This is a genomic window from Paraburkholderia sp. CHISQ3 (assembly GCF_030464945.1).
Taxonomy (GTDB): Bacteria; Pseudomonadota; Gammaproteobacteria; order Burkholderiales; family Burkholderiaceae; genus Paraburkholderia; species Paraburkholderia megapolitana.
This window is the reverse complement of the sequence record NZ_JALPRG010000014.1, coordinates 52,761-74,648: the sequence shown is the minus strand read 5'-3', so window position 1 is coordinate 74,648 and position 21,888 is coordinate 52,761. Positions and strand designations below refer to the sequence as shown.

The 21,888-nt window shown below is 63.7% G+C and carries 15 protein-coding genes; 7 read left to right on the top strand and 8 right to left on the bottom strand.

The features are described from left to right. Positions 1 to 43: 43 nt before the first annotated feature. Positions 44 to 1,510 carry a PLP-dependent aminotransferase family protein gene (locus tag M0D65_RS28270; protein ID WP_266255512.1) on the bottom strand — a complete coding sequence of 489 codons (1,467 nt, stop codon included), beginning with the start codon at positions 1,508 to 1,510 and terminating at the stop codon, positions 44 to 46. 291 nt (positions 1,511 to 1,801) lie between these two features. Between M0D65_RS28270 and M0D65_RS28265 the strand changes: the two genes are divergently transcribed. The 6 genes from M0D65_RS28265 (at position 1,802) to M0D65_RS28240 (ending at position 9,372) form a co-directional block, all read left to right on the top strand. Next, positions 1,802 to 2,491, top strand: coding sequence for a VOC family protein (locus tag M0D65_RS28265; RefSeq protein ID WP_266255511.1), 690 nt, complete (start codon positions 1,802 to 1,804; stop codon positions 2,489 to 2,491). Between the two features lie 85 nt (positions 2,492 to 2,576). Beyond that, positions 2,577 to 3,773, top strand: coding sequence for a PLP-dependent aminotransferase family protein (locus M0D65_RS28260; RefSeq protein WP_266255510.1), 1,197 nt, complete (start codon positions 2,577 to 2,579; stop codon positions 3,771 to 3,773). A gap of 46 nt (positions 3,774 to 3,819) precedes the next feature. Further along, on the top strand, positions 3,820 to 4,293 hold the full coding sequence (locus M0D65_RS28255) for a RidA family protein (protein WP_266255509.1): 474 nt from the start codon (positions 3,820 to 3,822) through the stop codon (positions 4,291 to 4,293). A 23-nt stretch (positions 4,294 to 4,316) separates the two neighbouring features. After that, positions 4,317 to 5,216, top strand: a complete 900-nt coding sequence (locus M0D65_RS28250) for a PhzF family phenazine biosynthesis protein (protein ID WP_266255619.1) — start codon at positions 4,317 to 4,319, stop codon at positions 5,214 to 5,216. Positions 5,217 to 5,624: 408 nt separating this feature from the next. Next, the gene (locus M0D65_RS28245; protein WP_266255508.1) at positions 5,625 to 7,994 is read left to right on the top strand and encodes an EAL domain-containing protein; all 2,370 of its coding nucleotides are present in this window, start codon (positions 5,625 to 5,627) and stop codon (positions 7,992 to 7,994) included. Between the two features lie 166 nt (positions 7,995 to 8,160). Beyond that, a complete protein-coding gene (locus M0D65_RS28240; protein ID WP_266255507.1) occupies positions 8,161 to 9,372 on the top strand; it encodes a chromate transporter in 1,212 nt (403 codons plus the stop codon). A gap of 63 nt (positions 9,373 to 9,435) precedes the next feature. Here M0D65_RS28240 and M0D65_RS28235 read toward each other — a convergent pair whose 3' ends face one another. From M0D65_RS28235 to M0D65_RS28225, 3 genes are all read right to left on the bottom strand, one after another. Beyond that, positions 9,436 to 10,464 (bottom strand): histone deacetylase family protein, encoded by a 1,029-nt coding sequence (locus M0D65_RS28235; RefSeq protein WP_266255506.1) that lies wholly within the window; start codon positions 10,462 to 10,464, stop codon positions 9,436 to 9,438. Between the two features lie 68 nt (positions 10,465 to 10,532). Continuing rightward, positions 10,533 to 11,792: a Zn-dependent hydrolase gene (locus tag M0D65_RS28230; RefSeq protein WP_266255505.1), complete on the bottom strand. Its 1,260-nt coding sequence runs from the start codon at positions 11,790 to 11,792 to the stop codon at positions 10,533 to 10,535. Between the two features lie 29 nt (positions 11,793 to 11,821). Continuing rightward, a complete protein-coding gene (locus tag M0D65_RS28225) occupies positions 11,822 to 13,144 on the bottom strand; it encodes an MFS transporter (protein ID WP_266255504.1) in 1,323 nt (440 codons plus the stop codon). A 168-nt stretch (positions 13,145 to 13,312) separates the two neighbouring features. Between M0D65_RS28225 and M0D65_RS28220 the strand changes: the two genes are divergently transcribed. Next, positions 13,313 to 14,275, top strand: coding sequence for a LysR family transcriptional regulator (locus M0D65_RS28220; RefSeq protein WP_266255503.1), 963 nt, complete (start codon positions 13,313 to 13,315; stop codon positions 14,273 to 14,275). Positions 14,276 to 14,367: 92 nt separating this feature from the next. On the opposite strand, the gene M0D65_RS28215 is transcribed toward M0D65_RS28220, so the two are convergent. From M0D65_RS28215 to M0D65_RS28200, 4 genes are all read right to left on the bottom strand, one after another. Next, on the bottom strand, positions 14,368 to 14,826 hold the full coding sequence (locus M0D65_RS28215) for a CopD family protein (protein WP_091018572.1): 459 nt from the start codon (positions 14,824 to 14,826) through the stop codon (positions 14,368 to 14,370). Between the two features lie 518 nt (positions 14,827 to 15,344). Continuing rightward, positions 15,345 to 17,666: a DNA topoisomerase IV subunit A gene (parC, locus tag M0D65_RS28210; RefSeq protein ID WP_266255502.1), complete on the bottom strand. Its 2,322-nt coding sequence runs from the start codon at positions 17,664 to 17,666 to the stop codon at positions 15,345 to 15,347. Positions 17,667 to 17,742: 76 nt separating this feature from the next. Continuing rightward, positions 17,743 to 19,728, bottom strand: coding sequence for a DNA topoisomerase IV subunit B (locus tag M0D65_RS28205; protein WP_266255501.1), 1,986 nt, complete (start codon positions 19,726 to 19,728; stop codon positions 17,743 to 17,745). A 186-nt stretch (positions 19,729 to 19,914) separates the two neighbouring features. Further along, positions 19,915 to 21,849, bottom strand: coding sequence for an ATP-binding cassette domain-containing protein (locus M0D65_RS28200; protein ID WP_266255500.1), 1,935 nt, complete (start codon positions 21,847 to 21,849; stop codon positions 19,915 to 19,917). Between the last annotated feature and the right edge of the window lie 39 nt (positions 21,850 to 21,888).

Sequence of the window (21,888 nt, the reverse complement as noted above, 5' to 3'; positions counted from 1 at the left end):
TCGGTGCAGACCGTCCGCGCAGATAGGGACGATCTGCGCAGTTTCAAGAGGCGCGCCTGGCGGCCCCGTCGAGATAGCGGCACAGAAACGCCGACAGCGCCGGGTCGCCGCAGTTCGCGATGTTAAAACGCATCCACGTGGTCGGCGCCTGGTGCGGCGAGAACAGGCTGCCGGGCGTCAGCAGAAAACCGGCCTCATGGCCCGCGGCAGCCAGCCCGTCCGAGTCGACACCGGTGTCGGCCCACATGAACATACCCGCCCCCGGTGACTGGAAGAGGCGCAGCCCAGTCTTCTCGAGCATCCGCGCGGTCTTGTCGCGCACGCCGTCGAGCCGTGCGCGCAGCCGCTCCACGTGACGCCGGTAGTGGCCTTCCGTCAGGATCTTGTAAAGCACGCGCTCGTTCAGTTCCGGCGATGTCATGCCGACCAGCATCTTCTGGTCGGTAATCGCGTTCGCCACCGCCGGCGCGCAGGCGACGAAACCCACGCGCAAATTGGCCGCGAGCGTCTTCGAGAAACTGCCGAGGTAAATGACGCGTTTGAGCTGATCGAGACTCGCGAGCCGCGTTGCCGGATAGCCGGGTGGACAGAGATCGCCGTACACATCGTCCTCAACGACGATGAAGTCGTATTCTTCCGCGAGACGCAGGATGCGGAACGCCTGCGCGGCCGTCAGCGACGTGCCGGTCGGGTTCTGCAACACGGAGTTGATCACCAGCATTTTCGGCCGCCAGGTCTGCACGAGCGTTTCCAGCGCATCGAGATCGGGGCCTTCCGGCGTGTAGGGCATGCCGAGCAGCCGTGCGCCCTGCGAGGCGAAGCGGCCGAACATCTGGAACCACGCCGGATCGCCGACGATGACCGCATCGCCAGGCTGCACGTAGATGCGCGCGATCAGATCGATGGCCTGGGTGATGCCGGAAACGAGCACGATCTGCTCGGGCGACACGCCGACTTCGCGTTCTTCGAGCTTTGTTTGCAGTTGTTGCCGCAGCGGCAAAAAGCCGAGCGGCGTGCCGATGCCGAGCATTTGCGCCCCGCTCTGCCGCCCCAGGGTGCGCAGCGCACCGGTGATCAGTTCGCCGTCGAGCCAGCGGTTGGGCAGAAAGCCGTGGCCGGGGCTCTTTTCGGGCCGCATCGACGTTTGCAGCATGTTGCGCAGCAGCCAGACGACATCGAGCGTACTGGACGCGGGTGCCGCAGTTTCGACGGCAACGGCGGCGAGACGGCGCTCGCCCGGCATCGGCGCCGCGAGCCGTTCGCGGACATAAAAGCCCGAGCCGCGACGCGAATCCAGATAACCCTGCGCGACCAGTCGCTCATAGGCTTCGACCACGGTGAAGCGCGACACGCCCTTGTCGAGCGCGAGCTTGCGGATGGACGGCATGCGCATGCCGGGGCGGAACACGCGCTCCTCGATGCGGCGGCGGCCCCATTGCACGAGCTGGTCGACGAGCGTCGTCGACGATGCGTCGTGGGGAGCGGGGATCTGGTCGAGCGGGACGGACATATGAACTCTCCGACTGTACCGAACATTATCTGGGCAATTGTACCGTTACTGTGCCGGTGCCACGCGCTACATTGGCGTGGACGATGCGGATAGTGCGCGGTGACGCGGCGCCTCTCGCGGGCACGCATGGCCTGGGGTGGGGCGAACGGTTATGCTAGCGGCCCCTGTACTGCTGTCATGCTGGTTTTGCCTCGCTGCTTGTTTCGCTGGCAACCGCCAGCACCCGGAAGCAACCCGAAACACCCGCGAACGCACCGCCCCCGTCATCAGAAACCGTCTTACCGATCCGCCATGACCGCTCACTCGCTCTACCTCGACCATCTCGTGATCTCTGCCCGCACGCTCGACGAAGGCACGCAGTACGTCGTCGATGCGCTCGGCGTGGCACCGGCCGGCGGCGGCGCGCATCCGCTGATGCGCACGCACAACCGGCTGCTGAACCTGTGGGGTGGCGTGTATCTCGAGGTCATCGCGATCGACCCGGACGCGCCCGCCGCGCCGTCCGACACGCCGCCGCGGCCACGTGTCTTCGCACTCGACGACCCGGCCACGCAGGCCCGCCTCGCGAACGGCCCGTATCTGTCGCACTGGGTCGTGCGTGTGGAACGCCCGAAGCAGCTCGCCGCATGGCAAGCGCAGTATCCGCAGCGCATCGCACCGATCGTTCCGATGACGCGTGGCGACTTCACCTGGGGGCTCGCGGTCCCTGACGATGGCGCGTTCCCAACATGGCAAGGCGCCGGCGACGGCATCGTACCGACGCTGATCCAGTGGGATACGCCGCATCATCCGTCCGCGGTGCTGCCGGAAACGGGCCTGGCGCTGAAAAAGCTGAAAGCCGTGCACCCGCAGGCGGAAACCGTGCGCGAGCACTTGCAGTGGCTCGGCGCCGCACACCTGCTGCACGTAGAACCGACGGACGGCGCCGCCGCGCTCGTCGCCGAATTCGACACACCGGATGGCCCGCGCACGCTCGGCTAGCGGTCGGCCATCCACGTCAAACGCAAGTCACGCGATAATTGCATTCTTTTACCAAACCGTTCCAGCGAAACAGATCGAGGAGACTATGGATCAAAGCGACCTTCATGCCCCGAAGTGGCAACTTTCAGAGCGCGCGCTCAAGCTCACCAGTTCGGCGATCCGCGAGATCCTGAAGGTCACGGAACGGCCCGAAGTCATCTCGTTCGCGGGCGGCCTGCCCTCGCCGGTCACGTTCCCGGCCGAGCGGATGCGCGAAGCATCCGACCGTATCCTGCGCGACACGCCGGGCGCCGCGCTGCAATACAGCGCGACCGAAGGCTATCTGCCGCTGCGCGAATGGGTCGCCACGCGCTACTCGGTGAACGGCGCGCAGATCCGGCCGAGCCAGGTGCTCATCACGACCGGCTCGCAGCAGGCACTCGATCTGCTCGGCAAGGTACTGATCTGTCCGGAAAGCCCGGTGCTCGTCGAAACGCCGACGTATCTCGGCGCACTGCAATCGTTCTCGATGTACGAGCCGCGCTACGTGCAGGTGCCGACCGACGACAACGGCCTGATCCCCGAAGCCCTCACGCCCGAACTCACAGCCGGCGCGCGCGTGCTGTACGCCCAGCCCAACTTCCAGAACCCGACCGGCCGGCGGCTGCCGATCGAACGGCGCCGCGCGCTGGCCGCATTCGCGCAAGGCGCGCCGTTCCCGGTTATCGAAGACGATCCGTACGGCGCACTCGACTACGCGGGCGAGCCGCTGCCGACCATGCTGTCGATGGCGCCCGATCACATCGTGCATCTCGGTTCGTTCTCGAAGGTGCTCGCGCCGGGCCTACGGGTCGGCTACATCATTGCGCCCGAAGAATTGCACTTCAAGCTCGTGCAGGCCAAACAGGCCACCGATCTGCACACGCCGAGCTTCACGCAGCGCATCGTGCACGAGGTGGTGAAGGACGGCTTCCTCGACACGCACGTGCCGACTATTCGCGCGCTGTATCGCGATCAGTGCGCGGCCATGCTCGCCGCACTCGAGCGCCATATGCCCGAAGGCGTGAGCTGGAACAAGCCGGAAGGCGGCATGTTCATCTGGGTGACGCTGCCGGCGCACATCGACAGCATGAAGCTGCTCGACGAAGCCGTGGCGCAGAACGTCGCGTTCGTGCCGGGCGCGCCGTTCTACGCCAGCGATGCGCAGCATCACACGCTGCGGCTGTCGTTCGTGACCGTGCCGCCCGCTAAAATCGACGAAGGCGTTGCGCGTCTTGGCGCGCTGCTGCGCGCCAGGGTGTAAGCGGCCAGCACAACTTGCCCACTCTTTCACTGCATAAGGACCTCTCATGACTCAAGCCAACGTATACGACAAGCTGAAGGAACTCGGTATCGAACTGCCCGTCGCGGGTGCGCCTGCTGCCGCCTATGTGATGAGCGCGCAAACCGGCAACACGGTGTTCCTGTCGGGGCACATCGCGAAGAAGGACGGCAAGGTGTGGGCCGGCAAACTCGGTGCGTCGATCGCGACTGAGGAAGGCAAGGCCGCGGCGCGTTCGATTGCAATCGATCTGCTCGCCACGCTGCATGCGCATGTCGGCGATCTGAACCGCGTGACGCGTATCGTCAAGCTGATGAGCCTCGTCAACTCGACCCTCGAGTTCACCGAACAGCACATCGTGACCAACGGTGCTTCCGAGCTGATTGCCGACGTGTTCGGCGAGCGCGGCAAGCATGCGCGCTCGGCGTTCGGTGTCGCGCAGATTCCGCTCGGTGCATGTGTCGAGATCGAGATGATCGCCGAAGTGAGCGACGCGAAGTAAACCTGTTCAACGGATCGCCGATGATGACCACGCACACCGTTCCCTTCAAGCAGGTCGACGTCTTCACCGCCGTTCCGTTCAAGGGCAATCCGCTTGCGGTCGTGTTCGATGCCGAAGGGCTCGACACGGCCCAGATGCAGGCGATTGCCCACTGGACCAACCTGTCGGAAACGACCTTCCTCGTCGCCCCGACCGACCCCAGCGCCGATTACCACGTGCGCATCTTCACGACGCACTTCGAGCTGCCGTTCGCCGGCCACCCGACGCTCGGCACCGCGCATGCGTTGCTCGAAAGCGGCTACCGGCCGAAGCAGCCCGGCAAGCTCATCCAGCAGTGCGGCGTCGGGCTCGTGGAACTCGTCGAACAGACCGACGGCAACTGGGCGTTCGCTGCCCCACCGGCCCCCATCGTGCCGCTGCCGCAAAGCGAGTACGACACACTACATGCCGCACTGCGCGGCGCCACGATCGATTTCAGTGCGCCGCCGTGTGCGGTAAACAACGGCGTGCCGTGGCTCGTGGTCCGTGTGAACTCGGCGCAGGAGTGCCTTGCGATCAAGGCGGATACTGCCGCGCTCGCGCGCGTCACCGAGTCCGTCAAGACGCTCGGCATCGCGGTGTACGGCCCGCACGAAACCGGCAACCCCGCCACCTTCGAATTACGTTGTCTGATGTCGGGCGCGAGCTTCAGCGTCGGCGAAGACCCCGTGACCGGCAGTGCCAATGCGGCGCTGGCCACTTTGCTGCTTAAGCAGCAGAAGCGGCCCGGTGTCCGCTATACGGTCCGCCAGGGTACGGCGCTCGGTCGCGCGGGCGATGTCGTCGTCCGCTACGACGACGCGGCTGACAAGATCTGGATCGGCGGGCCGGCTGTGACGATCGTCGACGGCACGATCGATCTGCCGCACGCGACAGCACGCTAACGCGAGCATCTGCCCACTGACGGCGCGTTCCTGCGCGCCCGATCATGCGCCGCGCATCAATGCGTCGCCGGCCATGCGCCAAACGCAATTCTTTTTATTTCCGCGATAAAACCGGCCAGTATTCGAGGAACCGCGCCAGAAGCGCGCCGTTACCCGCATGCGGGCTCAATTGGCCTTTACGTGCCTGCTCGCGGCAGCGTATACCCGTGGCTCCGGCCCTTCCTTAATCTACCGTCATTCAGTAATATCAAGACAAAATCCGGCGCTTTACGGATGTTTTCGCGCGACCCATTCTCATCTTCCGCGCGACCACGCACAGTTCATCATGCAGCCAACTTCGAAACCATCGCAGTCGATGTCGATGTACCCGGGGCCGCAGCCGGACGGCGCAGGGACTCGACCTGTCCGATGAATCCGTTCCGGCATTCTTCCGCTCGCGACGCAAGACACCGCTCCGACCAGGCCGTATCGCGCCGTCGCGCGCTGCTGGCCATTCCGTCGCTCGGCGTGCTCGTGCTGATCCTGCTGTGGGCAGTCATCTTTGCGCGGCTGTCGGTTGAAAAGGAGGCCACGTACCGCGAAGCGATGGCGTCGGCGGCGATCCTTTCGGCCGCGCTCGAACAGCACACGGTGAAGGCGATTCACCAGGTCGACCAGATCACGCGTTTCGTGAAGTACGAGTATGAAAAATCGCCCGGGCGTTTCGATCTGGCGAGCACGGTCGAGAAAGGTGTCGTGCAGAGCGAGACCCTGGTGCAGGTTTCGCTGATCGACGAGCACGGCAGACTGATCGCGAATACGGCGGAGCTCAATCCGGCGCACATCGACCTGTCCGACCGCGAGCACTTCAAGGTTCACGAGCACGAGAACGACGACCAGTTGTACATCAGCAAGCCGGTGCTCGGCCGCGTATCGGGCCACTGGACGCTGCAGATGACACGGCGCCTGAACCACCCCGACGGCTCCTTCGCCGGCGTGGTCGTCGTGTCCGAAGATCCGAGCTACTTCACGAGCGACTTCTACAACAACGCCGCGATCGGCCGCGACGGCGTGATCGCGGTGATCTCCGATAACGGCACCGTACTCGCACGCCGCACCGGCAGCGCCGAAAGCGCGAACGGTTCGTTCACCGCAAGCGGTACGTATCCAACTTCGTCGCATGTCTCGGGCACCTACGTCGACTCGATCGATCGCGTGCCGCGCATCGTGTCGTACCGGCATATCGACGGTTACCCGCTCGGCGTACTCGTCGGTCTGTCGCAGGCCGAGGAATTCGCCGACTACAACCACACGCGCAACGTCTACCTGCTGATGGCGAGTTTCATCTCGCTCGCCATGCTCAGCTTCTTCGCCGTCGCCACGGGTTTGATCGGCAAGCTGCTCGGCCGCGAGCGCGAAATGACGCACCTCGTCGAGTACGACCTGCTGACCGGTCTGCGCAATCGCTACGCCACGCTGCAGAGCCTGCGTTACGACGTCAGCCAGCAATCGAACCTCGGGCGCCTCGCAATTCTCTTCATCGACCTCGATAACTTCAAGGCCGTCAACGACACGCTCGGCCACAACGCCGGCGACATCGTGCTACAGATGACCTCCGCGCGACTCGCCGATGCGGTCGGCGAAGGAGGCGCGCTGTCGCGTATCGGCGGCGATGAGTTCGTTGTGGTCGTGAAAGGCGACAACGTCGAGAAGCGCGCGGTCGATCTCGCCGAAGCAGCCGCCGATGTCTTTTCGCGGCCGTTCGAAGTGCGCGGCAGCTCGTTCGTGCTACATGCGAGCATCGGCATCGCGCTCTATTCGGTCGTCAACGAAAGCGAGATCGATCTGCTGAAAAAAGCCGACCTCGCGATGTACAGCGCCAAGGACGCGGGCAAGAACTGCTACCAGTTCTATTCGCCGCAGTTGTCGCACCGCGCGGATCACCTGATGAAATGGGAGCAACAACTGCGCGTCGCGCTGGCCGAAGGTCAGCTATTCCTCGCCTTCCAGCCGAAGATCGATCTGACGCGTCGCTGTATCACCGGCTTCGAAGCGCTCGCGCGCTGGAACCATCCGCAGCACGGCTTGATTCCGGCCAGCGAATTCATCCCGGTCGCGGAATCGACCGGCTTGATCGTGCCGATCGGCGACTTCGTGATTCAGACCGCCTGCCGGCAGCTCGCGCTATGGCAGCAGCAGGGCTACGACACGTTGTCGCTGGCGGTGAATATTTCGGCGGTACAGTTCTGGCGCGGCGATCTGTTCGAAACGATCTCGCGCGCGATCGAAGAAACCGGTATCTCCGCGCGCCGCCTCGAACTCGAGATCACCGAAACCGCGATGATGGAATACCCCGAACTCGTATCGGAGAAAATCTTCGCGTTGAAACGCCTCGGTGTGCGCATCGCGCTCGACGACTTCGGCACCGGCTATTCGTCGCTGTCGTATCTGAACCGGTTCTCGGTGGACACGCTGAAAGTAGATCGCTCGTTTGTCCAGGCGATCCCCGGCGACCGCAGCGTCTGCGTGATGGTGACGGCGATCGTCAATCTCGCGCGTTCGCTTGGACTGACGGTCGTGGTCGAAGGCACCGAGACCGAAGAGCAGATTGCGTGGCTCGCCGCGCTCGGTCACATCGAAGCACAAGGCTTCCTGTTTTCCCGGCCGGTGCCGGCCGAAGCGATTGCCGCGCTACTCGATCGCTTCGGTGTGTGCGGCATGCCGGAGAAACGCGGCGGGCCCGAGCGCGATACGGACAGCACGAGTGCGGCGTCGAGCGAGAGCGGACTGTCCGCATGAGCAGCAACCATACATAAGCCGGAATCGCCGCAGCCGACCGTTCACACGGCCAGCCGCGACATCACCGACAACGGGGCACGCAGCGTCTAAGGCCATGCGGCGCGCGCCCGCGACTACACGGCCAAAGAGAGGCGCGGAGGCGGGCTTGTTCCGACGCGCATGAGCAATGCAAATAACCGGCAGCAGGGAAGCAACACGCCGTGGCGAACGGGAACCGCTATGGGCGCTGTTTCGGGTGGTATTGGGTTTATCGGCGCTATCTTGGGGCGGTCTCGCACTGATGGCCCAACTGGAGAATCACTATGTGGAGCGCGAGGGCCGGCTGTCGCGGATCGCCTTCGCCGACCTGATCGCGCTGGCGTGGATGGTACCGGGGCCAGTGGGCTGCAATGTCGCCGTGCAGCTCGGGCATGCGCTGCGCGGACGCGCAGGCGCATGGATCGCGGGTATCGCGAGCGTGCTGCCGTTCTTCACGCTGATGACGCTGTTCGCGATCTTCTACCGCACGCCAATCGTGCGCGCCGTTGCGTCGCAAACCCTGCTCAATCATTTCAGCGTCGTACTGGCGATGCTGATCGCCGTCACGTGGTATCGGCAGACGCGTACGCTCGTGCGCGGCAAACTCGAATGGCTCGCGGCCATACTCGGCTGTGTCGGGCTCGCATGGGCGCATAGTCCGGCCGTGTATGTGGCGATCCTCGGCAGCGCCTTCGCGACTGGCTGGATAGCCAGTCCGGTCCGCCGACAGCCGTTCGTGCTGAAGATCGCCACACGCGACTGGCAAATGCTTGTCGGTCTCGGCATCCTGCTCGCCCTGTTCGCCGTGCCGTTGCCGCACCGGTACGATCTTGCGCTGCTCTGGCCGCGCCTCGCCGGGGCGGGGATGACGCTGTTCGGCGGTGGCTTCTCTGCCTTGCCGGTGCTGAAGACGCTGTTCGTCACGCCGGCGATCGGCGTGTCGGATAACGATTTCACGCTGGCGTTCTCGCTGTCGCCGCTTTCCCCGGGACCGTTGTTGAACGTGGTGCCGTTCTTCGGCTACCTGGTGGACGGCTGGCTCGGTGCGCTGGTCGCAACCCTCGCGCTGTTCGTGCCGTCCGGATTTCTGGTCGTGTTCGCACAGCGCTACCTGCATCAGTTGCAGACCCATGCGCGCTTCGAACACGGCATGCGGATGTTGCGCGCCGTCACGACCGCGTTTCTCGCGGTCGCGGTGCTGCGCATCGCCGGACACATACCGTACGAACCCGTGTACCTGCTGACCGCGGTGTTCTCGGCGATATGCTTCACGAGGCTGAAAGTGCCGGTGTATGCGGTGTACGGCACGGTCGCGATTGCGTGTGGGTTGTGGCTCGTGTACGGCCACGGGGCGTCGTAGCGACGGTGACAACGTGCTCTGACAGCGACGTCAGGGCACGCTGGCCTGTGCGGCCAGAACGCACTAGTCGCCGCGCGCTCCCGCGAAGCCACCGAAGAACGCGCGCGCGTTCGCTTCGAGGCTTTCCAGGTGATAGCCGCCCTCCTGCACGATCACCGACGGCAAACCGAGCCCACCGATCGCCTCGCCGAGCTGGCCGAACCCTTCGGTCGTCACCGCTACCTGCGACTGCGGGTCCTCCCGATAGATATCGAAGCCGAGCGCGAGCACCAGCGCATCGGGTTCGAAGTGCTTCAACGCCTGCAACGCTGCGTCGACATGCGCAAAGAACGTCGCTTCCGACGAACCATGCGGCATCGGTAGATTGACGTTGAAACCGGCGCCCGTCCCTTCGCCGTGCTCGTCCTCGAAACCCGCGACCACCGGATAGAAGTTGGTCGGATCGCCGTGGACCGACACGTACAGCACGTCGTCGCGTCCATAGAAGATTTCCTGCACGCCCTGACCGTGATGCATGTCGGTATCGAGAATCGCGACACGTGCGTAGCGGCTGCGCAGCGACTGTGCCGCGATTGCCGCGTTGTTCAGGTAGCAGAAGCCGCCGGCTGCATCGGTGCGCGCGTGATGACCGGGCGGGCGACACAACGCCCATGTTTCGCGCACGCCGTCATTGACGGCAGCGGCCGCAGCCACCGCCGATTGCGCCGACCAGTACGCGGAACGCCAGGTCTGTGCGCCGACCGGACAGCTACCGTCGGCGAGATAGCGCGCCGCCTGGGCCAGCACACCGCGCAACGGGTTGGGCTCGCGCACATAGACGTTCGACATCACTTCGTCGCCCCAGTCGGCGGGAATCTTTTTCCATTCGCGATGCGCTTCTTCGAGAAAACGCAGGTAGTTCGTGTCGTGTACGGCTGCGAGCGGTGCGGTGCCGGCATCGGCGGGTTCGCGTACCTCGAAGCCGAGTGCATGCGCGGCGGCGACGAGACGCATCGCCCGCTCGGGCACTTCCTGCGGCGAGCGCATCTGCCCGCGCGACAGGTAGCTGCGCGGATGATGCAGTAACTGGTCGGGGTGGAAGAAAGTCAGCATGTCGGTGTCTTGCCTCGAGTGTTGGGAGCGATGCGCGCAGTGTGGTGTGGCGCAATCGCGCAATATCTTCAGTCGTGCGCTGCCACTTTCTGTGCGACGCCGGCGCGCGCAAGCACCGCGTTGAGCAGCACGTCGGCACCGCGCGTCACATCGTCGGGTAACGCGTCCTCGGCTTCGTTGTGCGACAGACCGTCGACGCACGGAATGAACACCATCGCCGTCGGACAATAGCGCGCGAGATGAATCGCGTCGTGGCCAGCGCCGCTGACGATGCGCTCATGTGTATAGCCTAGCGCACCGGCCGCGTCGGCGACGAGCGCGACGCAGTGCTCGTCGAACGGTGTCGCCGGACTGACCCAGCGTGTCGCGATGTCGAGCTGCACGCCGCGCGCCTCGGCAAGTCGCGCGAACGCGTCGCGCAAATCGCGTTCCATTGCATCGATCTGCGCGTCGTCGGGATGACGCAGATCGACGGTGAACATCAGGCGGCCTGCAATCGTGTTGCGCGATGCGTTTGGAATCTCGACCTGACCGATCGTGACGAGCCCGCGCGGTGCATAGCGCTCGACGATATGCTCCAGTTCGACCGCCATCTGCGCGCTTGCAAACAATGCGTCGCGACGATACGGCATCGGCGTCGTGCCGGCGTGCGCTGACATGCCGGTCACCGTCACGTCGAGCCAGCGGATCGCCTGGCCACCCGTCACGATGCCGATCGTCGTGCCATTCGCTTCGAGCACGGGGCCTTGTTCGATATGGGCTTCGAAGTAGGCGTCGACGGCGACATCGTTTACCGGGCGCTTGCCGCGGTAGCCTGTTGCGTCGAGTGCGTCGGCAAGCGTAACGCCTTGCGCGTCGCGTTTTTCAAGTGCTTCTTGCAAAGGGACCGCCCCCGTGAATACCGCCGAACCGAGCATCGCCGGTGTGAAGCGGGCGCCTTCTTCGTTGGTCCACGAGACGATCTCGATGGGCTTTTTGGTTGTGAGGCCCGCATCGTTCAGCGCGCGTACGGCTTCGAGTGCGGCCAGCACGCCGTAGACGCCGTCGAAGCGCCCACCCTCCGGCTGCGTGTCGAGATGACTGCCGATCAATACCGGCGCAACCTCCGCATCGGTACCCGCGCGGGTCGCAAACAGGTTGCCGATTTCATCGACGCTCACACGCAGGCCCGCGTCGCGGCACCACTGCGCGAACAGATCGCGGCCGCGCCGGTCCTCGTCGGTGAGTGCGAGACGGCGCACGCCGCCGCGCGGTGTCGCGCCTACTTGCGCCATCTCCATCAGGCTCGCCCACAGCCGGGCGCCGTCGACGTGCAACAGGTCTTTCATCGTGTCCTCAAGTTGGCTGAATGAATTGGTCAGTTCGCGGCTAGCGGATCGCGTGCTTCTTCGTGCACATCGGCGCGCTGTTCGCGCCGCGCATCGAGCGCGACGATACAGAGCAGCGAGATGCCCGCAAGACACGTGTAAAACACCGCGAGCGGCCACCATGCGCCGGTGTAGCGATGAGCGAGCCACGTGCCCACGAGCGGCGTGAGGCCGCCGGCAATCGCGCCGCACACCTGGTAGGACAGCGAGATCGCGGAGTAGCGCACGCGCGTATCGAACACACCGCTGACAAAACCCGCGATCACCGAATAGAAACTCGCCATGCACACGACGGCGATCGCGATGCCGATCACCATCGGCACGACGCTGCCGCGCTGCACGAGCAGGAACATCGGATACGGCGAGACCATCGCACACAGCGCGGCGAGCTTCAGAAAGCGCGCACCGCCGATGCGTTCGGCGAGCCACGCCGCGAGCGGCTGCACGCAGAACTGGATGATCGCGACCGCGAACAGACAGTCGAGAATCAGCGAGCGCGCAACCCCGACGTACTGCGTCGTGTACGCAATCATGAACGTGTTCGTAAAGTACACGCCGGCAATGCCGATCGTGTTCGCGCCGATGCACAACAGCACCAAGCCCGACGCGGAACGGAACACCTCGGCGGCCGGCAGCTTGAGTGTCTTGCTGGTGTCCTTCACGCGCTGGAACTCGGGCGACTCGTTGACGCCGAGACGAATCAGAATCCCGACGACGAGCAGCACCGAGCTCGCAAGGAACGGCAGACGCCAACCCCACGACAGGAAGTCGGCCTTGTCCATCGAGGTCACCGCGCGAAACGCGATCAGCGACAAGATGAGCCCCGCAGGACTACCGAGCTGCGCGAACGAAGCAAAGAACGTCCGACGTCCCTGCGGTGCGTGTTCGCCCGCCATCAGCACCGCCCCGCCCCACTCGCCACCAACGGCGATGCCCTGCACCACGCGCAACAGCACGAGCAACACCGGCGCAAGCAAACCGACCTTCGAGAAATCCGGTAACAGCCCGACGCAGACCGTCGCGACGCCCATCATCATCAGCGTGGTCATCAGCGCTTTCTTGCGGCCGATGCGGTCGCCAAGGTGACCGAAGATCAGACCACCGAGCGGCCGTGCGAAAAACCCGACCGCGAAAGTCGCGAACGAAGCCATCGTGCTGACGAACGGATCGTGCGACGGGAAATACAGCTCGCCGAACACCAGCGCGGCGGCGGTGGCGTAGATATAGAAGTCGTACCACTCGATCATCGTGCCGATGAAGGCCGCAGTCGCGGCGCGCGCCGGCTGACGGGCTGGAATGGCGGGCTGGCTCATGGGGTGGACTCCTCTGGCGGGCGGTCGAGTGCGTGGTGGTGGCGTGGTGGTCGCGCCACGGCATTCGGCGCACAGGCTGTTTATCGCCAGCCACAATACATTAGTCAAATTTCCAGTTATTATTTACGGCATAAATTTCACTAATATAACTATCCCGGAGCCCTGCTCATGCGCGCCGACATCGCCCGCTTCCTGAACGACCGCCTCGACTGGAACCTGCTGCGCACCTACCTCGTGATCATTCAGGAACGCAGCGTGAGCCGGGCCGCCGCGCGGCTCTATGTCACGCAACCGGCGGTCAGCCAGGCGCTGAAGCGACTCGAGGAAGCACTGGGGCGCAAGCTGATCGAGCGACGCGGGACGACCTTCACGCCGACTAACGCTGGCGAAGAGGTGTACCGGATTGCCAGCGACATCTACGGCAACATCTCGCGGCTCGAAACCGAGCTCGACGACCGCACCGACGACATCACCGGCTCGATCCGGTTGCTGAGCGTGAGCCGGATCGATTCGCCGGTGTACGACGAGTTTCTCGCGGAGTTTCATCGTGCATACCCGCGGATCGATCTGCAGATTGAAGTGATGCGCTCGTCGGACATCATCTCCTCGCTGCTGCAGAAGACCGCGACCGCGGGTCTGAGCCTGTGCCGCAGCCCGATCGAGAAGCTCGAGATGCGCTGCTTCCTGCGACAGCGTTATGCGATTTTCTGCGGCCGGCATCACCGGTTGTTCGGCCAGTCGCAACTGACGATGCAGGACCTGCTCGCGGAAAATTTCGTGTCGTTCACGAGCGACCAGATCGGCGACAGCCTGTCGCCGCTGACGGTGTTTCGCGATCAGAAAGGCTTTACCGGACGGATCGTTGCGTCGTCACCGAGTCTGGATGAAGTGCGCCGGCTGATTTTCGCGGGCTATGGGATCGGTTGTCTGCCGGAGCACATCGTGCGCGACGACATCGCGCAGCAACGGTTATGGCGTTTGCCGCCCGACGAAGGGCTGGCGGATGTCGATGTGCATTTGCTGTGGCACCGCGACCGCAAGATGAGTGCGGCCGACAATGCGTTTCTCGACAGTATGGAGCGGTGTATGCAGCGGTATTCGCTGGCGGAGCGGTTGGGAACTGTGCGTTAGCGAAATGCTGTGTGGCTGTGCCGCCGCGAAGTAGCAGCGCCGTGTGGTTGTGGTGCCGTGAAGTCGTGAATCCGCGCGACGCTGTGCCGCGATCAGAATCCGCGAGAGAGCACTGCGAAACCGATCGTCACGACACCGAGCACGAGATTGATCACCACGAGGCGACGCACGGTGCCGACTGCGCGAGCACCGTCGGGCCAGTTCTGCGCCTGCACGGCGCGGCGGATGCGCGGAAACACGGCAAAACGGATATGACCGAAGATCAGCATCATGAGAACGCCGAGGCCGGCCATCGCATGAAGTTGCCATGCGGCGTGACCGCCGCCGAACTGGGTGAGCAGGAACCCGCCGGTCAGCAGGATGACCAGCACGGACGCGGCGACCCAGTTGAAGAAGCGCGCGAACACCGATTCCCATAGTGGCAGCCGCAGTTGCGGCGAGAGATCGGCGAGTGCCGGGCGCAGGCAGAAGTGGGCGAAGACCATGCCGCCGATCCAGACGGCGACGCCGAGCAGGTGTAGAAAGAGTGCGACTTCGATCGCTTTGTTCATGATGGGTGATCCCTTTTTGTTTTGACTGCAGCGCGGTTCATTGTTGTAGGCATTCGACCGCAGTGTATGTATTCGGTTCGGACTTTACCAGGTAATCGCTGATTTGCCAGGGCCCACGGCCGCGATTTGCGCCGCGCGAACGGACACCCCCATGTAGACCAACACCCCGCTTTCCCATGTGGTCACCCGACCGCGAGCACGTAGTGCGAGTGGGATGAATGACGGCCTTGTCACCACCATTAAAAACGCGAGGCCCGATCTCGTCTCGGACCACTAACGTTTCGATGCGAGGACGACACTTAGGTGCGGGCCACGAAGGCTGCACACGGAAAGGACCCGGTAACGTCTCGAGCGGCTTTCTTTGCTTACTTTCTTTGCCGCGCAAAGAAAGTAAGTGCCGCCCCGCACAGGGGCAACGCCCGCGCCGCGAGGCGCCAAATCGCAGCCCCGCACGGGGCAACAGCGAGAACCAGCCGCGAGGCGCTAACAAGAAGCCGCCTGCACAGGCAAACAAACCCCTACTCCACTGCAACAGGCCGCAAACTCAACAACTTAAGCTTCGTATCCGGCAGACGCCCTTTGCGTGCCCGCTTCCCAACGTGCGGCGTCAAGGCAGCGCCAGCAAACACCTCTTCGTAGGCTTTGCCGCCACGCCCAGTCCCCGACAACACCAGCCCCGCCTTGCCGATGGCAAGCGCCTGCACCAGCGATTCATTCTCGTCGAGCCCCATCAACGTAACGCCACGCCCACCACCCGACAGCGTCTTCATCTCATCGAGCCCGAACACCAGCAACCGCCCGCCACTCGACAGACACGCAACCCGCGTCGCATCGGGCAACATCGGCATCGGCACGAGCGGCGTAGCACCCGCATCGATCGTCATGAACGACTTACCCGCCTTCACACGACTCACCATGTCGCCAACCTTCGCAACGAAGCCGAACCCGTTGCTCGATGCAAGCAGCAATTGCTGATCGGCGGGAGCCGCGTAGTAGTGCATCAGGTGCGAACCCGATTCGAGTTCGATCAGCGAAGTGACCGGCACACCATCGCCGCGACCACCAGGCAACAACGCCACAGCCACCGAATACACGCGCCCGTTGCTGCCCCATGCAACAAGCGTATCGGGCGTGCGGCACTGGAAAGCTGCATACAACCCATCGCCGGCCTTGAACGTGAAGCTTGCAGCATCGAGGCCGTGGCCCTTCAACGCACGAACCCAGCCGCGCTGCGACACGACGACCGTAACCGGCTCATCGACGACGCGTACTTCGAAGACCGCACGCTTCTCCTGCTGGATCAGCGTGCGTCGCTCGTCGCCGTACTGCTTCGCATCGCCTTCGATCTCACGGATGATCAACCGCTTCATCGCCGAGTCGCTACCCAGCAGTTCCTCGAGCTTCGCTTTCTCGTCGCGCAACTCGCTCAGTTCCTTCTCGATCTTGATCTTCTCGAGACGCGCGAGCTGGCGCAGCCGGATTTCGAGGATGTCTTCCGCCTGCCGGTCGCTCAGGCCAAACGCGACCATCAACGCGGGTTTCGGCTCGTCCGACTCGCGGATGATACGAATCACCTCATCGATATTGAGGAAGACGATCATCCGGCCTTCGAGGATGTGAATCCGGTCGTCGACCTTCGTCAGCCGATACTGCGTGCGCCGCGTAACCGTCGCGAAGCGGAAGCCGATCCACTCGCGCAGGATTTCCGCGAGCCCCTTCTGCCGCGGCCGGCCGTCCGCGCCGACCATCACCAGGTTCAGCGACGTGTTGGATTCGAGACTCGTATGCGCGAGCAACGTGTTGACGAACTCGGTCTGATCGACGCGACTGGTCTTCGGTTCGAACACGATACGCACCGGCGCGTCCTTGCCCGACTCGTCGCGCACTGCATCGAGTAGCGCGAGCAACGTCTGCTTCGTTTGAAGTTGCTCGGGTGTGAGCGTCTTCTTGCCGAGCTTGATCTTCGGGTTGGTCTGCTCTTCGATTTCTTCGAGCACCCGCTGGGCCGACGTGCCCGGCGGCAACTCGTTGAAAACGAGCTGCCACTGGCCGCGCGCAAGTTCTTCGATCTTCCAGCGCGCACGCACCTTCAGGCTGCCGCGGCCGGTTTCGTAAGCAGCAGCGATTTCAGCTTCACTAGAAATGATCTGACCGCCGCCCGGGAAGTCCGGGCCCGGTATCAGTTGCATCAGTTCCGCGTGCTGCAACGCCGGCTGACGGATCATCGCCACCGCCGCTGCTGCGACTTCGCGCAGGTTGTGCGACGGGATCTCGGTAGCAAGGCCGACTGCGATACCCGATGCGCCGTTCAACAGCAGGAACGGCAGGCGCGCGGGCAACAGCTTCGGTTCCTGGAACGAGCCGTCGTAGTTCGGCATGAAATCGACGGTGCCCTGATTGATTTCGTCGAGCAGCAGCTTCGAGATCGGCGTGAGGCGCGCTTCGGTGTAGCGCATCGCCGCCGCGCCGTCGCCGTCGCGTGAGCCGAAGTTGCCCTGGCCGTCGATCAGCGGATAGCGCATCGAGAAGTCCTGCGCGAGACGCACGAGTGCGTCGTACGCAGACTGGTCGCCATGCGGATGGTACTTGCCGAGCACATCGCCGACGACGCGTGCCGACTTCACCGGCTTCGCGTTATCGGCCAGTCCCATCTCGTTCATGGCGAACAGGATGCGGCGCTGCACGGGCTTCTGCCCGTCGCTGACATCTGGCAGCGCACGACCCTTGACGACGCTCACCGCGTAGTCGAGGTAGGCGCGCTCCGCGTAGTTGCCGAGCGTGAGAAATTCGCCGTCGGGCGGCGCAGGCTCGGTGAAAAGATCAGGCGTGTTGTCGTCCATCTAGATTCCGTATCCGTATTTGCTGTGAGTACAGGGCATGCAGCGCGCAGGTGTTCGCGCGGCCGGCGTGCCGCACTCAGATATCCGCTTCGACGTCGTTACCTTTTTCTTCGAGCCAGGTACGTCGCGACGCCGCTTCGCCCTTGCCCATCAGCATCGTCATCCGCGCGACGGTCGCATCGAAGTCGAGCTCGCCGAGCGCAACCGGCGACAGACGCCGCGTGTCTGGATTCATCGTCGTGTCCCACAGCTGCTCGGCGCTCATTTCGCCAAGGCCTTTAAAGCGGCTGATGGTCCATTGCGATTCGCGCACGCCATCTTTGCGCAGCTTGTCGAGAATCGCTTCGAGCTCGCCTTCGTCGAGCGCGTAGAGCTTCTGCGCGGGCTTCTTGCCGCGCGCGGGCGCGTCGACGCGAAAGAGCGGTGGTCGCGCGACATGCACATGACCGCGCTCGATCAGCAGCGGAAAGTGTTTGAAGAACAACGTGAGCAGCAACACCTGGATGTGCGCGCCGTCCACGTCCGCGTCCGACAGGATGCAGATCTTGCCGTAACGCAGATTGGACAGATCGACCACGTCGTCGGGGTTGTGCGGATCGACACCGATCGCCACCGAGATGTCGTGCACTTCATTGTTCGCGAACAACCGGTCGCGCTCGGTTTCCCACGTGTTCAATACCTTGCCGCGCAACGGCAGGATCGCCTGATACTCCTTGTCGCGCCCCATCTTCGCGGAGCCGCCCGCCGAATCGCCTTCGACGAGAAAGAGTTCGTTGCGCGCGATATCAGTCGTTTCGCAATCGACGAGCTTGCCCGGCAGTACCGCAATACCCGAGCTCTTGCGCTTCTCGACTTTCTGACCTGCGCGGGTACGTGCCTGCGCCTGCTTGATGACGAGATCGGCGAGCTTCTTGCCGTGCTCGACGTGCTGGTTCAGCCACAGCTCGAGCGCCGGACGCGTGAACGACGACACGAGCTTCACTGCATCGCGACTGTTCAGGCGCTCCTTGATCTGACCTTGGAACTGCGGATCGAGCACCTTCGCCGACAGCACGAACGACACGCGCGCGAACACATCTTCGGCGAGCAGTTTCACGCCTTTCGGCTGCAGGTTGTGCAGCTCGACAAAGCTCTTCACCGCCTGAAAGAGACCGTCGCGCAGACCGGATTCGTGCGTGCCGCCGGCCGGCGTCGGGATCAGGTTCACATACGACTCGCGCGTCAGTGGCCCTTCTTCACTCCATGCGACGACCCATGCGGCGCCCTCGCCTTCAGCGAACGTCTCTTCGTTCGAACGCGAGTTTTCCGCATAGCGCTCGCCTTCGAAAACCGGGATCAGCAGATCGCTACCATCCAGTCCTTCCAGCAGATAGCCGCGCAGACCGTCTTCGTATTTCCATGTTTGCCGCTCACCGGTCTTTTCGATGACGAGCGTCACTTCGACGCCGGGCAGCAGCACCGCCTTCGAGCGCAGCAGCCGCTGCAACTCGCCGACCGGCAGATTCGGCGAATCGAAGTATTTCGGATTCGCCCATGCGGTCACGCGCGTGCCCGATTTCTTGTCGCTCCTGGTAGCGTTGCGCACTTCAAGCGGACGCACCACGTCGCCGTTCGCGAAACCGAGTTCGGCGACCTTGCCATCGCGCCAGACAGTCACATCGAGACGCGTGGAGAGCGCATTCGTCACCGACACACCGACGCCGTGCAGACCGCCCGAGAACGTGTACGCGCCGCCCGCGGCCTTATCGAACTTGCCGCCCGCGTGCAGCCGCGTGTACACGATCTCGACGACCGGCACGCCTTCTTCGGGATGAAGACCGAACGGAATGCCGCGGCCGTCGTCGTCGACGGATACCGACTGATCCGCATGCAGCGTGACCGTGATCTCCTTGCCGAAGCCGCCGAGCGCTTCATCCGACGCGTTGTCGATGACTTCCTGGATGATGTGCAGCGGATTTTCGGTGCGCGTGTACATGCCGGGCCGCTGCTTGACCGGCTCCAGGCCCTTCAGCACCTTGATCGACGCTTCGCTATAAGTAGCGTTTGGCTTTTTCGTAGGCATGGCTTGCTTGGGTTCTGTCCGCGTCGTTCCGAACGAAACAACGCGGTAAATTGGGGTGCCCGCGGCGCGGGCAAACTGTTGCATGGCCGGCTGCCTGTACACGAGGCAGCCTGTTCGCGGGGTATTTTACTGATTTCGATGCGACGGGCAATTCGGCTATTAAAGACAGTTAAACCCGGCTGTCCTTCACTTGCGCCGGCTCTCCAGTTCGTCCCAGCGCTCCATCGCCGTCAGCAGCTCGCCGTCGATTGCGCCGTAGCGTTCGGTCAACCGCGTGCCTTCCGACGCATCCTTCGCAAAAATCGAACCGTCTTCGAGCTGCGCGCCGATGGTTTTCTGCTCGGCCTCCAGCGCCGCGATCTGCACGGGCAACGCCTCCAGCTCGCGCTGCTCCTTGAACGAGAGCTTCGCCGCGCGCTGCGCGTTGCGACCCGCCGCGCTGTCTTTCTGCGCCGACTCCTGCGCGGCCTCCTTCGCCGGCTGCTTCAGCGCGTCGCGCGCGATCTGCGCAGACCGGTCGCGCTGCACTTGCCAGTCGGTAAAGCCGCCAACGTATTCGCGCCACTTACCCTCGCCCTCCGAGGCAATCACAGAGGTGACCACGTTGTCGAGAAACGCGCGATCGTGGCTGACGAGCAGCACCGTACCGTCGTAGTCCGTCAGCAGTTCTTCGAGCAACTCGAGGGTGGGAATGTCGAGATCGTTGGTCGGTTCGTCGAGCACCAGCACGTTCGCCGGACGCGCAAAGAGACGCGCGAGCAGCAGCCGGTTACGCTCGCCGCCCGACAACGACTGCACCGGAGAGCGCGCACGCTCCGGTGCGAACAGGAAGTCGCCGAGATAGCTCATCACGTGCTTGCGCGTACCGTTGACTTCGACCCAGTCGCTACCGGGGCTGATGGTATCGGCGACGCTCTTGTCCAGATCGAGCTGCGCGCGCATCTGGTCGAAGTACGCAACCTGCAGGTTGGTACCGATACGCACCGTCCCGTCGTCCGGCGTGATTTCGCCGAGGATCAGTTTCAGCAGCGTCGTTTTGCCCGCGCCGTTTGGCCCGACAAAACCGATCTTGTCGCCGCGCATCACCGTCGCGGTGAATTCGTCGATCACCGTGCGCGCGCCGTAGCGCTTCGTCACATCGGTCAGCTCCGCGACGATCTTGCCGGACTTCTCGCCTTGCCCGACATCGAGCTTGACGTTGCCCTGTACATTGCGGCGATCCGCGCGTTCGTTGCGCATCTGCACGAGCCGCGCGATCCGGCCGACGCTGCGCGTGCGGCGCGCTTCGACGCCCTTGCGGATCCACACTTCCTCCTGCGCGAGCAGCTTGTCGAACTTGTCGTTTTCGACGCGCTCCACTTCGAGCTGCTGCGCCTTGCGCGTCTGGTAGGCGGAGAAATTACCCGGATACGACAGCAGACGGCCGCGGTCCAGGTCGACGATGCGGGTCGCGACGCGATCGAGAAACGCGCGATCGTGGGTGATGAAAAACAGTCCTGCACGCTGCGAGACCAGCAGATCTTCGAGCCAGCGGATGCCCTCGAAGTCGAGATGGTTGGTCGGCTCGTCAAGCAGCAGCACATCGGGCTGCACGACGAGTGCGCGCGCGAGCGCGACGCGCTTTTTCATGCCACCCGACAACGCGCTAACCCGCGCATCGCCGTCGAGACCGATCTGCTCAAGCGTAGTCTCGACGCGGTTGCGCCAGTTCCAGGCATCGATTGAATCGAGCGACGACTGCAGCGTGTTCATGCGTGCGAGCAGTGCGTCGTGTTCCGCGCCCTCCGGCACGTCGGCGAGCCGGTGCGCGACCTCGTCGTATTCGTCGAGCAACGCGCGCGCCTCGCTCAGCCCCGCGGCGACGGCGTCGAACACCGAGATGTCGGTGTCAAACTCGGGCTCCTGCGGCACATAGACGGTAGTCAGATGCTGCTGACGCGTGACGAGACCGTCGTCGGGCTTGGTCAGATCTGCGACGATTTTCAGCAACGACGACTTGCCCGCGCCGTTACGGCCGATCAGACCGACGCGCTCCCCCGCTTCCAGCGAGAAATCCGCGTGATCGAGCAATGCGACGTGACCGAACGCGAGTTGCGCGCCGGTAATGGTGTAAAGCGACATGGAGAATTAAGAAAACCTGCGATGAATCGGAACCGCTTA

Bases quoted from the DNA above. Each gene is read 5' to 3' on its own strand.
- M0D65_RS28230 (WP_266255505.1), bottom strand. From the start codon at position 11,792: ATGAAAGACCTGTTGCACGTCGACGGCGCCCGGCTGTGGGCGAGCCTG.
- M0D65_RS28205 (WP_266255501.1), bottom strand. From the start codon at position 19,728: ATGCCTACGAAAAAGCCAAACGCTACTTATAGCGAAGCGTCGATCAAG.
- M0D65_RS28245 (WP_266255508.1), top strand. From the start codon at position 5,625: ATGAATCCGTTCCGGCATTCTTCCGCTCGCGACGCAAGACACCGCTCC.
- M0D65_RS28270 (WP_266255512.1), bottom strand. From the start codon at position 1,510: ATGTCCGTCCCGCTCGACCAGATCCCCGCTCCCCACGACGCATCGTCG.
- M0D65_RS28250 (WP_266255619.1), top strand. From the start codon at position 4,317: ATGACCACGCACACCGTTCCCTTCAAGCAGGTCGACGTCTTCACCGCC.
- M0D65_RS28235 (WP_266255506.1), bottom strand. From the start codon at position 10,464: ATGCTGACTTTCTTCCACCCCGACCAGTTACTGCATCATCCGCGCAGC.
- M0D65_RS28240 (WP_266255507.1), top strand. From the start codon at position 8,161: ATGCAAATAACCGGCAGCAGGGAAGCAACACGCCGTGGCGAACGGGAA.
- M0D65_RS28200 (WP_266255500.1), bottom strand. From the start codon at position 21,849: ATGTCGCTTTACACCATTACCGGCGCGCAACTCGCGTTCGGTCACGTC.
- M0D65_RS28265 (WP_266255511.1), top strand. From the start codon at position 1,802: ATGACCGCTCACTCGCTCTACCTCGACCATCTCGTGATCTCTGCCCGC.
- M0D65_RS28220 (WP_266255503.1), top strand. From the start codon at position 13,313: ATGCGCGCCGACATCGCCCGCTTCCTGAACGACCGCCTCGACTGGAAC.
- parC (WP_266255502.1), bottom strand. From the start codon at position 17,666: ATGGACGACAACACGCCTGATCTTTTCACCGAGCCTGCGCCGCCCGAC.
- M0D65_RS28255 (WP_266255509.1), top strand. From the start codon at position 3,820: ATGACTCAAGCCAACGTATACGACAAGCTGAAGGAACTCGGTATCGAA.
- M0D65_RS28260 (WP_266255510.1), top strand. From the start codon at position 2,577: ATGGATCAAAGCGACCTTCATGCCCCGAAGTGGCAACTTTCAGAGCGC.
- M0D65_RS28215 (WP_091018572.1), bottom strand. From the start codon at position 14,826: ATGAACAAAGCGATCGAAGTCGCACTCTTTCTACACCTGCTCGGCGTC.
- M0D65_RS28225 (WP_266255504.1), bottom strand. From the start codon at position 13,144: ATGAGCCAGCCCGCCATTCCAGCCCGTCAGCCGGCGCGCGCCGCGACT.